Genomic DNA, 12738 nt, shown 5'->3' with positions numbered 1-12738 from the left:
TTACTCCTTTTATATTTTTATTTCTCTTACAACTACTCTACTACCTTCTACCTCTAAAATTTTTACTTTTTTATTTCTCAAGATAAATGTACCGTCAGAAACAGCATCAATTCTTTTGTCATCTAAAGTTATGATTCCAGCAGGTCTTAAATCAGTAGTAGTATACGCAGTTTTTCCCACTAAGTAAGAACGATCATCATGAGATCTATAACCAGCTTCTGTACTCGTTGAATCATTCAATATCACTTTATCAAAAAATGGTATTTTACGATTAAACACTTTCACCAAAATCACCCATTCTATAATAGAAAGTATTAAAGCGACAATAACATTAAAGAGCATAACTAAAATATTATCTCCTAACATAATCATACTAACAATAATAAGCACTATTCCTATAATTCCAATTACTGCTCCAACAATGAATAGTTCTATTATTACTAAGATGATACCTATGATAAACAATAAAATTGAAATCAAATTGACATCGCCATTAATTAAAAACCCTAGAAATAGAATAAGTAACGCTAGAGAAGCTAAAATACCTAAAATATTTATCCTTTTAGAATAAAGTTGATATAAAAAACCTAAAAAGATAATACATGTAAGAATTAATAAAACAATAGGATTAACAATGATATTTGACATATCACCCAACCATGAATGATTCAATGAAGCAAAAGTATTCTCGATATGTATCAAATTTATACTTATCATTATCTCACCTCGCTCTCAATTAAATTATACATGAAATAAATACTATATTATAGTATTACAATGATATAAAAAAACTCTCAATTAGCTTAACTAATTGAGAGAATATATATATAATTAACATTCATGTTGAGGGAGTCAACAGAGCTATTAATTATTTGAATTTACGTTTACGTGCAGCTTCTGATTTTTTCTTACGTCTTACACTTGGTTTTTCGTAAAATTCACGTTTACGTACTTCTTGGATAGTACCACTTTTAGATACTGAACGTTTAAATCTACGTAATGCATCTTCTAGTGATTCGTTTTTACGTACTACTGTTTTAGACATCTGTATTTCCCTCCCTCCAAATATCAACGAAACTTAAAGTCAATAATTGCATAGAAATAATTAACTATGCTTTATTTAGTATAATATATGAAATAATTATGGTCAATTATAAATCTTTATAATTTCAAAAATCTATAATAATACGCCTTCTTCAGTTTTATTAGTAGCATGATTAACGATTCTAACTGCACTACCAATGTTAATTGGATAATCAGCTTTATTAATTTTAACTTTAACAATCTCACCGATTAAATCCTCACTACCCTCAAATTCAACTTTCATATAATTATCTGCGTAACCTACTAATGTATCTTTTGTTTCTCCTACTTCTTCTGGAATCACTTCTAAAACTTCATTTTCAAATTTTGATGCGTATTCTTTAGCAAGTTGGTCACTTAAAGCAATAAGTTTATGTACACGTTCATTTTTAATTGACTCATCAATTTGATCATCCATACGTGCAGCAGGTGTACCAATACGTTGTGAATACGGGAAAACATGTAACTCTGAGAATTTATGTTTAACTATAAAATCATATGTTTCTTGGAATTCTTCTGCAGTTTCTCCTGGGAAACCTACTATAACATCACTTGTAACCGCTAAATCAGGTAATGCATCATGTAACTTTGTTAGTCTTTCAGAAAAATGTTCCATAGTATATTTACGGCGCATACGTTTTAATACTGTATCTGAACCTGATTGTAATGGTACATGTAAATGTCTAACCACTTTATTAGAATTTTTTAGAACATCAATGACTTCATCAGTAAGTTGACTGGCTTCAATTGAAGAAATTCTAATTCTTTCTAAACCATCAATTTCCTCAAGATCTCTGAGTAATTGAGCTAAATTATAATTTTTTAAATCTTGACCGTATCCACCGGTATGAATACCAGTTAATACAATTTCTTTATATCCAGATTGAACTAATTGTGTTGCTTGTTCAACTACTTTTTCAGGATCTCTAGAGCGCATTAAACCACGTGCCCATGGAATAATACAAAACGTACAAAAGTTATTACAACCTTCTTGGATTTTTAGAGATGCACGAGTTCTATCCGTAAAATAAGGTACATCTAATTCTTCATATGTACGATTTTTCATAATATTTCCAACACCATTAATTGGTTGACGTTCTTCTCTAAATTGATCAATATAACTAAGTAATTTATGTCTGTCTTGAGTACCAACAACGACATCTACGCCTGGAATCTCCATAATTTCAGCAGAAGATGTTTGTGCATAACAACCTGTAACACATACTACTGCATCAGGATTACGACGTATTGCTCTTCTAATGACTTGTCTACTTTTTTTATCACCTGTATTAGTCACGGTGCAAGTATTAATGACATATACATCTGCATTAGTTTCAAAATCTACTCTTTCATAATTAGCATCTTTAAATAATTGCCATATTGCTTCAGTTTCATAATGGTTTACTTTACAACCTAAAGTATGAAACGCTACTGTTGCCATTTAATTCACCCCATCAATTCTTTCTCAAAACTTATAGCACTAAGTGCATATAGTGGCGCAGTTTCTGCTCTTAATATTCTAGGGCCTAAACCAATGTTTAAGCTTACCTCCCTAAAGAGATCAATTTCCTTATCGGAAAAACCACCTTCAGGTCCAAATATGATTAACACACGATCATTCGTTTGAAAGTTGTTTAAAATATTTTTAAATCGACTTTTTTCACCATGCTTGGCTTCGTCTTCATATGCTATTAACACATAGTCATAATTATTTATGGTATCATAAATTACTTTTAAATTCGACTGAAATTTAACATCTGGAATAACAAGTCTATAACTTTGTTCAGCAGCTTCTTTTACAATCTTTTGCCATCTATATATTTTCTTTTGTACCTTGTTCTCTTGTAATTTAACTACAGATCGATCCATACCCACTGAAATAAAATGATTGGCACCCAATTCTGTACTTTTTTGAAGCAACCATTCATATTTATCAGCTTTTATTAAACCACTACAAATCGTTACATCAACTGGTAATTCAGTGTCAATATCTAATTGGTTTATTGGTAAAACTTCAATTTGATTAGAACTTATATGTGTAATTTCAGTAATAAATACTTTTTTATCATTAAAATTAATTATAATTTTGTTACCAATCGTATTTCTCATTACATTTTTGATATGATGTATATCTTCTTCATTGGTAATAAAAAAACGCTGATGAGAATCAGCGTTTTGATTGATAAAGTATCGTTGCAAATTATTCACTCACTTTCTGACCAACAATGCAAACCCATCCATTGTCATGATTGATTGATACAATATTAAATCCAACACGCTTCATATGTGACAGTATATCTTCATGTTTTTCTTCTATAATACCTGAAGTTATAAAATAACCATCTTCATTTAGTGTATTATAAGCATCTTCAATCATTTCATCAATAATATGAGCTAAAATATTTGCGATAACTACATCAAATTTTTCATTTTCTTCTTTTAATAAATTACCGGGAATTGCTTCAATAGCATTTTCGCAATGATTTTTTCTAAAATTCTCCTTAGCCACACCAACAGCCATTTCGTCTATATCTAAGGCTTTAATTCTTTTAACACCTAATAAGTGACTAGCGATACTTAATATACCAGAACCTGTACCTACATCAATAACTGAAGAATCTGGTGTTACATAAGTTTCAATCGCTTTTAGACACATACTTGTTGTTGGATGATCTCCAGTACCAAAAGCCATTCCGGGATCTAATTCTATACACAATTCATCTTCTGATTCTTTTGAATAATCTTCCCAACTTGGAACAATCGTAAATCTCTCAGAAGCTCTAAAAGGATGAAAATAGTTTTTCCATTCATTAGCCCAATCTACTTCAGCAATAGTCTTTGCTGAAAACTCAACTACTGAATCATCTATAAGGTCCAAATTTAATATTTCATTTTTTAATTTATTTTTAAATTGAGTGTTATATTTCAATTCGTTAAAGTATGCTTTTAATCTCACACCTTGTTCAGGATAATCTTCTTTTTTTAATTCGTAGATTTCACCAAATTTATCAGTAGGTTGATTAATTAAATCATTTGAATCTTCTATAACTACTCCATTTGAACCATAGTTTTCTAATATGTTAGTGACTAAAGGTTCAACTTCATGATTTACAGTGACTGCAAATTCTGTCCAGTTCATGATTATTCACCTCTAAAGAATTTACGAGCTTTGTCTTTAAAATTAGAAGGTTGTTCTTCCGGATTTTCACCACTGATTTCCGCAAATTCTCTCATTAATTCTTTTTGTCTATCAGTTAGTTTATTTGGTGTGACAACTTTTATATTAACAAATAAATCACCATGTCCATATCCATGAACATTTTTAACGCCTTTCTCTTTAAGACGGAATTGTTTACCAGTTTGAGTACCAGCAGGAATTGTAAGCATAACATTACTGTTTAGAGTTGGTACTTTGATTTCATCGCCAAGTGATGCTTGTGGGAAGCTAATGTTAAGTTCATAGAATAAATCATCGCCATCTCTTCTAAATTTATCAGAAGGTTTAACACGGAATACTACATAAAGATCACCATGAGGACCGCCATTTTCACCAGGTGCACCTTCACCAGCAAGACGGATTTGTTGTTCATTGTCTACACCTTCAGGTACAGTTACTTCTAATTTTACTGTTTTATTTTCAGTCCCTTTACCATGACAAGTTGGACATGGTTCTTCAAATTCTTGACCACTACCCTCACACTTAGGACAAGTTTGCTCAGTTCTTACGCGTCCTAAAATTGTATTTTGTTCAACAGATACATGTCCTGAACCATGACAATAGCTACATGTTTTTTTACTTGTGCCTGGTTTAGCACCATCACCATGACATGTATGACAGGTAACATCTTTTCGAATAGAAATTTCTTTTTTTGTACCAAAAACAGCTTCATCGAATTCTAAAGTCATAGTGTATTGTAAGTCGTCACCTTTTCTAGGTGCATTTGGATCTCTTTGACGTGAACCACCAAAGAATGAGCTAAATATATCTTCAAAACCTCCACCGAAGCCACTGAAGTCTTGTCCACCAAATCCTTGACTACCAAATCCACCTTGGGCACCGCTATGTCCAAATTGATCATAATTTGCACGTTTATTGTCATCACTTAGAACTTCGTATGCTTCAGAAATTTCTTTAAACTTTTCATCGGCGCCTTCTTCTTTATTGATGTCCGGATGATATTTTTTTGATAATTTACGATATGCTTTTTTTATTTCATCTTTTGAAGCATCTTTACTTACGCCAAGAACTTCATAATAATCTCTTTTAGCCACAAGTATCTCTCCCTTTCTAAATTTTATAATTTAAACACATACTCAAGTATCTTAACTATAAAAGAAAAAGTCAAAGCCAATGTTCAATTGACTTTGACTTTTTGGCTTACATTTATAAATGTTTACATAGTAAACGTTATAAACGATTAGCTTTATTTTTTATCTTCGTCGTCTTTAACTTCTTTGAACTCAGCGTCTTCAACATTGCTATCATTTGATTGTTGTGAACTACCTTGTGCTTGTTGTTGAGCTTGTTGAGCTTGTTGATATACTTTAGCAGATAATTCTTGAATTACTTGTTCTAATTCTTCTTTTTTAGCTTTAATATCATCTAAATCTTGACCTTCTAATGCTGATTTAAGCGCATCTTTTTTGCTTTCAGCATTTGATTTGTCTTCTTCACTGATATTTTCACCTAAGTCTTTAATTGTTTTTTCAACTTGGAATACTAAGCTGTCTGCTTCGTTTCTTAAGTCTACTTCTTCACGACGTTGTTTATCTGCTTCAGCATTTTCTTCAGCATCTTTAACCATACGATCAATTTCTTCATCAGATAATGCAGAACTTGATTGAATAGTGATATTTTGTTCTTTATTTGTACCTAAGTCTTTTGCAGTAACGTTTACGATACCGTTTTTATCAATATCAAATGTTACTTCAATTTGAGGTACACCACGTGGAGCTGGTGGAATATCAGTTAATTGGAATCTACCTAATGTTTTATTATCTGAAGCCATTGGACGTTCACCTTGTAATACGTGAATGTCTACTGCTGGTTGATTGTCAGCTGCTGTTGAATATACTTGAGATTTTGATGTTGGAATTGTTGTATTACGTTCAATTAACGTATTCATACGACCACCCATAATTTCGATACCTAATGATAATGGAGTTACGTCTAATAATACAACGTCTTTAACATCACCAGTAATTACGCCACCTTGGATAGCAGCACCCATTGCAACAACTTCATCTGGGTTTACACCTTTATGAGGTTCTTTACCAATTTCTTTTTTAACTGCTTCTTGTACTGCAGGAATACGAGTTGAACCACCAACTAGGATAACTTCATCAATTTCAGAAGTAGATAAGCCAGCATCTTTAAGTGCTTGACGAGTTGGTTCCATTGTTCTTCTGATTAATGAATCAGCTAATTCTTCAAATTTAGAACGAGTTAAGTTGATTTCTAAGTGTAATGGACCATTTTCTCCAGCTGAAATAAATGGTAATGAGATTTGTGTTTGAGATACACCAGATAAATCTTTTTTAGCTTTTTCTGCAGCGTCTTTAAGACGTTGTAACGCCATTTTATCTTGTGATAAGTCAACACCATTTTCTTTTTTGAATTCTGATACTAAATAGTCGATGATTACTTGGTCAAAGTCGTCCCCTCCAAGTTTGTTATCCCCTGCAGTTGATAATACTTCGAATACACCATCGCCTAATTCAAGAATAGAAACGTCGAAAGTACCGCCGCCTAAGTCAAATACTAAAACTTTTTGATCTTGTTCAGTTTTATCTAAACCATAAGCTAATGCTGCAGCTGTTGGTTCGTTAATGATACGTTCTACTTCTAAACCAGCAATTTTACCAGCATCTTTAGTAGCTTGACGTTCAGCATCATTGAAATAAGCAGGTACAGTAATTACTGCTTTATCCACTTTATCTCCTAAATAACTTTCAGCAGTGTTTTTTAAATTTTGTAAAATCATTGCTGAAAGTTCTTGTGGTGTATATGATTTGCCGTCAATATCTACTTTATAATCTGTACCCATATGACGTTTAATTGATTGTACAGTATTTGGGTTTGTAATTGCTTGACGTTTAGCAACTTCACCTACTTGAGTTTCTCCATTTTTAAATGCCACAACTGATGGAGTTGTTCTAGCACCTTCAGGATTTTGAATTACTTTAGGTTCGTCTCCTTCTAATACAGATACGCAAGAATTTGTAGTACCTAAGTCAATACCTATTACTTTACTCATAATAAAATTCCTCCAATTTTAAAAATTTTTCAAATTTAAATCTTATTGATTAACTTTGACCATAGATGGTCTTAAAACTCTATCTTTTAATTTATACCCTTTTTGTAATTCTTGAGTGATTTCACCAGAATTGAAATCAGGATTGTCATCTTGAACAACAGCTTGATGGAAGTTTGGATCGAATTCTTGACCTTCAGATTCAATTTCTTCTAAGCCATTGTCTTTTAATGCTCTTAATAAGCTTTCATGAATCATTTGAACGCCTTTTTTGAGAGATTTAAATGATTCGTCATCACCCTCAATTTGAAGTGCACGTTCAATGTTATCGATAGTAGGTAAAATATCAGTAAGCACGGGTTGAGCTTGATATTTTTTATTTGTTTCATTTTCATTTCGAATTCGACGCTTATAATTTTCGAATTCAGCATATAATCTTAAATATTTTTCTTCATTTTCATTTGCTTTTAATTGTAATTGTTGAATTTCTTCGTCTTTAGATTGATCATTTTTATCTTCATTATCATGTTCAGATGTAGATTCATTATTTAATTCTTCTTCAGAAGGATTATTTTCTACATCATTTGAAGACGACGCTTCGTTTTTAACGTTTTCATTTTCTTCAGTATGTTCAGTGTTATTTTTCACTGATTCGTCTTTTTCTGTCATTTTATGCCCTCCAATATAATTACAATTAGATTCACCATATTTGATTAAGTAATTGAATCACATTTTGATAATGCATCGCAGTTGGTCCGATAACCGCAATTTGTCCTTTTAGTGCATCATCAAAATGGTACTGGCTCGTTATAATTGAAATATCACTTAACCCTTCATCTATTTCGTGGCCAATTTTAACATTAATTTCAGAAGTGGAAATATCTTCTAGTAACTCGATAATTTTTTCTGATTCTAGATATTGTAAAATTGGCTGAATAGAAGAAACATTGGTTTCGTTCAGTGCATCAATAAGTTTAACCTTTCCACCCATAAAAATGCTATTACTTTGTTTATGGAGATGAGAAGTTAGCATGATAGTTAATTCATTTATAAAGGATTGTTCCGCAATAGAATTTGTAAATTGTTTTAATTTCTTATTAAAATCAAATTGACTTTTATAATAATTATCAGTCAGAAAATTTGAAATCCTTGTTAACCTTTCATCGTTAAACTCCATTGATTCACTTAAATGTAAATGTTCTACATGTCCAGAATTATAGATGATGACCATTATAATTATAGACGAATTTGCACGAATCAAATGAACATTATTTATAATATCTGTTTTGTGATTAGGTCGAACAACCAACGTTGCATATTGAGATTTTATTGATAATTCATCAGCAAAATAACTAAGGGCTGAAGAAATATCATAATGATTCTCAATCAAAAGTTGATTTAAACGTTGAACTTTATTTTGTTTTTGATGAGATGTTTGTTTTAACAATTGATTGACGTATAATCTAAAACCTTGTTCAGAAGGTGCACGCCCTGAAGATGAATGTATTTTTTCTAAAAAATTCAACTCTTCCAAATACTTCATTTCATTTCTAATAGTAGCTGGGCTTACATTTAAGTTATGTCTATCAATTAAGGTTTTAGAACCTATCGGTTGTCCTAAATCAACATAATCTTCAACAATTGCATTTAAAATGCTTAATTGCCTATTTGTAATCATGTCTTCACCTCATTAGCACTCCTTTGTCTCAAGTGCTAATTATAATTTAACAAATTGGTCAAAGTAAGTCAACGTTAAAGCTCTTATTTTTCAAAAAAATTTATTAATTTAATAGAAATGCTTCAAAAACTTCATTTCCAATGATTTTTCCCCTGTTGGTCAATGAAATATGGTTATCTCTTTCATAAAGTAAATTTTTCTTTTTCAGATTATTTATTGTCTCACCAAATACTTTATCCATAGAGGTACCAAATTTTGAAAGAAATTTAACTTTATCGACACCTTTATTCATTCTTAATCCTAAAAACATTTCTTCTTCCATTCTTTCTGATTGAGTAGGAAAATTGGAAGTTAAAATAGGACGTTGATGATTATTAATAGCATTGATGTAATGATTAACAGGATTGAGATTCGAATAGCGTTCCCCATTTACATATCCACTTGCGCCTGCTCCAAAACCATAATATTCTTCATTTAGCCAGTAAGTCTTATTATGCCTTGATTCATGATGAGACTTAGCGAAATTTGAGATTTCATATTGTTTAAATGAGGTTTCTCCTAAAACATTCATTAAATATTGGTACATTTCAGCTCCTAGATCTTCGTTTGGCAATTTTAATTTGCCTTTTCGATACATATTATAAAATTGAGTTTTAGGTTCTAAAATTAATCCATAACTTGAAATATGATCTATATCCATTTGTATTGCTCTATTAAGACTATCTGAAAAATCTTCTAATGTTTGAGTTGGTAAATGATACATTAGGTCTAAACTAATCGATTCAATATTTGCTTTTCTAGCATACTCTACAGCATTATATATATCTTGAGTTTTATGTGTTCTACCTAGAATTTTTAGTAATTCTGGTTTAAATGTTTGTACGCCCATAGAAATTCTATTTACACCATATGAGTGTAGTAATTTCACTTTATCTAAGGTTAATTCATCGGGATTTGCTTCAAATGTATATTCACCTTTAATTGAAAAAGTTGACTGTATTGCTTTTAAAAGTCTTTCAAGTTGCTTGAGATTTAAAGCTGTAGGCGTACCTCCTCCAACGTACATCGTTTCAAGATTTCTAATTTCACTTGTTTTCATTTCTTTAATTAATGCAGAAATATACTCATCTACTGGTTGTTTGTTAATAAAGTACTTATTAAAATCACAATATGTACAAATCCTAACGCAAAAAGGTATATGAATATATGCACTTTTTATTGACATCGTTACACCCTCATTTTTAAGTTTTTAAAACACAAACGAGGTTGGAACACATGATTCTGGGTTCCAGCCTCGCATTAATAACCTATTCATCATCCATTTTAAGAACAGCTAAGAAAGCATCTTGTGGTATGTCTACGTTACCAACAGCTTTCATTTTTGCTTTACCAGCTTTTTGTTTTTCAAGTAATTTACGTTTACGGCTGATATCTCCACCATAACACTTAGATAACACGTTTTTACCCATAGATTTAATATTAGTTCGGGCCACAATTTTTTGACCTATTGCAGCTTGAACTGGAACTTCGAATTGTTGTCTAGGAATAAGTGTTTTTAATTTTTCAACAAGAGCTTTACCTCGTTCATATGCAAAATCTCTGTGAACGATAAAACTAAGTGCATCTACTTTGTCACCATTTAATAAAATATCCATTTTAACTAAATTACTTTCTTTATTTTCAATAAATTCATAATCAAATGAAGCATAGCCTTTCGTATTAGATTTTAATTGGTCAAAGAAATCAAATACAACTTCTGATAATGGAATTTCATAAACGATATTCACACGGATATCATCTAAGTAATCCATATTTATAAATTGGCCACGTTTACGTTGACACAGTTCCATAACTGCTCCAACATAGTCATTTGGCACCATCATTGTCGCTTTTACATATGGTTCATAAATCGCTTTAATTCTATCACGTTCAGGCATTTGAGATGGATTATCAACTGTAACTTCTGAACCATCATTCATTTCACATTTATATATAACTGAAGGTGCAGTCGCAATTAATTCTATTCCAAATTCTCGTTCAATTCTCTCTTGAATAATTTCCATATGTAGCATACCTAAGAATCCTGTTCTAAATCCAAATCCCAGTGCTTGTGATGATTCTGGTTCAAATTCTAATGATGCATCATTTAATTGAAGTTTTTCAAGAGCTTCTCTTAAATCGTTATAATCTTTGTTATCAATTGGGAACAATCCACAATAAACCATTGGATTCATCTTTTTATACCCTTTTAACGGAGCATCTGCTGGTCTATCTACATGAGTGATAGTATCCCCAACACGTGAATCGTCGACATTTTTAATACTTGCAATAATATATCCAACATCGCCTACTGTAAGTTCTTCAATTGGTAGTTGTTTAGGAGTATTAATCCCAACTTCAGTAACTTCAAACTCTTTTCCTGTTGCCATCATTTTGATACGATCTCCAGCTTTTACAACACCTTCCATTACTCGAATAGAAGAAATAACGCCTCGATAAGGATCGTACTCTGAATCAAAAATAAGAGCTTTAAGCGGTGCACTAGGATCTCCTTCTGGTGGAGGAACAACTTCAACAATTTTTTCTAAGATTTCATCGATACCAATATTTGATTTGGCACTTGCTAACACAACTTCATCTTTATCTAAGCCAATAACATCTTCTAATTCTTGTTTTACTCTTTCTGGTTCAGCAGCGGGTAGATCTATTTTATTTACTACCGGTAAGAGTTCTAAATCATTATCTAGTGCTAAGTAAACATTAGCAAGAGTTTGAGCCTCGATGCCTTGTGCAGCGTCAACTACTAAAATAGCGCCTTCACATGCAGCTAATGAACGAGAAACTTCATATGAGAAATCGACGTGCCCTGGAGTATCGATTAAATGAAACGTATAAGTCTGTCCATCTTTAGATTCATATTTTAATCTAACAGCATTTAATTTAATTGTAATACCGCGCTCTCTTTCAAGATCCATTGAATCAAGCAATTGATTTTGCATTTCTCTAGTTTCTACAGATTTAGTATTTTCTAAAATTCTATCTGCTAACGTTGATTTACCATGATCAATATGAGCAATTATAGAAAAGTTTCTTATATTATCTCTTCGGTTATAGCGTTCTTGCATATCCATAACTTATCATTCTCGCTTTCGTAAATTTACCCGTATATGTATACATCTTTGACATAATATCGTTTTTAATCATTATTTGCAAATTTAAGAGAAAAGAATCATCATGTGAAGATTCTTTATTTACTTTTAATTTTAAGATTTTTCTTAAACTACATAACAATTATAAAGTGTTGTATAAAGGTTTCCAATAGTTAATATCGTTCTTTTTGTAAATAAATAGGTTTAATGTTAATAAATGATTGCACAAATATTCATGTTTTGATAAAATATTTCTTGTTGTAATCAAAATAAAATTTGATATGCTTAGATCACTTTTAGGAGGTGACAGTAATGCCAAATATTAAATCTGCTATTAAACGTGTAAGAACAACTGAAACTGCTGAAGCACGTAATATTTCACAAAAAAACGCTATGCGTACTGCAGTGAAAAATGCTAAATCAGCAATTGAAAATAATGCTGATAATAAAGCTGAATTAGTTAACTTCGCAATTAAATCAGTTGATAAAGCTGCACACAGTAACTTAATTCATTCAAATAAAGCTGACCGCATTAAATCACAATTAATGTCTTCAAGCAAATAATCATTTAAAA

12 protein-coding genes are annotated in these 12738 nt (G+C 31.2%); 1 reads left to right on the top strand and 11 read right to left on the bottom strand.

Features of this window, described 5'->3' with window-relative positions; all coding sequences use genetic code 11:
- Window positions 1-9: 9 nt before the first annotated feature.
- The 11 genes from HMPREF2561_RS04630 to lepA form a co-directional block, all read right to left on the bottom strand.
- Window positions 10-717 carry an NfeD family protein gene (locus HMPREF2561_RS04630; RefSeq protein ID WP_070468419.1) on the bottom strand — a complete coding sequence of 236 codons (708 nt, stop codon included), beginning with the start codon at window positions 715-717 and terminating at the stop codon, window positions 10-12.
- A gap of 151 nt (window positions 718-868) precedes the next feature.
- Window positions 869-1045, bottom strand: a complete 177-nt coding sequence (gene rpsU / locus HMPREF2561_RS04625; RefSeq protein WP_002449867.1) for a 30S ribosomal protein S21 — start codon at window positions 1043-1045, stop codon at window positions 869-871.
- A gap of 132 nt (window positions 1046-1177) precedes the next feature.
- On the bottom strand, window positions 1178-2524 hold the full coding sequence (gene mtaB / locus HMPREF2561_RS04620) for a tRNA (N(6)-L-threonylcarbamoyladenosine(37)-C(2))-methylthiotransferase MtaB (RefSeq protein WP_017176212.1): 1347 nt from the start codon (window positions 2522-2524) through the stop codon (window positions 1178-1180).
- A gap of 5 nt (window positions 2525-2529) precedes the next feature.
- Window positions 2530-3282: a 16S rRNA (uracil(1498)-N(3))-methyltransferase gene (locus HMPREF2561_RS04615; RefSeq protein WP_070468417.1), complete on the bottom strand. Its 753-nt coding sequence runs from the start codon at window positions 3280-3282 to the stop codon at window positions 2530-2532.
- A 1-nt stretch (window position 3283) separates the two neighbouring features.
- Window positions 3284-4222, bottom strand: a complete 939-nt coding sequence (gene prmA, locus HMPREF2561_RS04610; RefSeq protein ID WP_017176210.1) for a 50S ribosomal protein L11 methyltransferase — start codon at window positions 4220-4222, stop codon at window positions 3284-3286.
- Between the two features lie 2 nt (window positions 4223-4224).
- Window positions 4225-5355, bottom strand: coding sequence for a molecular chaperone DnaJ (gene dnaJ, locus HMPREF2561_RS04605; RefSeq protein ID WP_017176209.1), 1131 nt, complete (start codon window positions 5353-5355; stop codon window positions 4225-4227).
- Between the two features lie 152 nt (window positions 5356-5507).
- Complete coding sequence (gene dnaK / locus HMPREF2561_RS04600) at window positions 5508-7340, bottom strand: molecular chaperone DnaK (RefSeq protein WP_017176208.1); 1833 nt, start codon at window positions 7338-7340, stop codon at window positions 5508-5510.
- A gap of 42 nt (window positions 7341-7382) precedes the next feature.
- A complete protein-coding gene (gene grpE / locus HMPREF2561_RS04595; protein WP_019834861.1) occupies window positions 7383-8006 on the bottom strand; it encodes a nucleotide exchange factor GrpE in 624 nt (207 codons plus the stop codon).
- A gap of 31 nt (window positions 8007-8037) precedes the next feature.
- A complete protein-coding gene (hrcA, locus tag HMPREF2561_RS04590) occupies window positions 8038-9015 on the bottom strand; it encodes a heat-inducible transcriptional repressor HrcA (protein WP_048681921.1) in 978 nt (325 codons plus the stop codon).
- A 103-nt stretch (window positions 9016-9118) separates the two neighbouring features.
- Window positions 9119-10240 carry a radical SAM family heme chaperone HemW gene (gene hemW, locus HMPREF2561_RS04585; protein ID WP_048681919.1) on the bottom strand — a complete coding sequence of 374 codons (1122 nt, stop codon included), beginning with the start codon at window positions 10238-10240 and terminating at the stop codon, window positions 9119-9121.
- Window positions 10241-10322: 82 nt separating this feature from the next.
- The gene (gene lepA, locus HMPREF2561_RS04580; protein ID WP_017176204.1) at window positions 10323-12146 is read right to left on the bottom strand and encodes a translation elongation factor 4; all 1824 of its coding nucleotides are present in this window, start codon (window positions 12144-12146) and stop codon (window positions 10323-10325) included.
- 330 nt (window positions 12147-12476) lie between these two features.
- Between lepA and rpsT the strand changes: the two genes are divergently transcribed.
- Window positions 12477-12728, top strand: a complete 252-nt coding sequence (gene rpsT / locus HMPREF2561_RS04575) for a 30S ribosomal protein S20 (RefSeq protein WP_017176203.1) — start codon at window positions 12477-12479, stop codon at window positions 12726-12728.
- The last annotated feature ends 10 nt before the right edge of the window (window positions 12729-12738 follow it).

Origin of the sequence: Staphylococcus sp. HMSC069E10 (genome assembly GCF_001809205.1) — a bacterium.
Classification (GTDB): Bacteria; Bacillota; Bacilli; order Staphylococcales; family Staphylococcaceae; genus Staphylococcus; species Staphylococcus hominis.
This window is presented reverse-complemented; position numbering and strand designations above follow the sequence as displayed.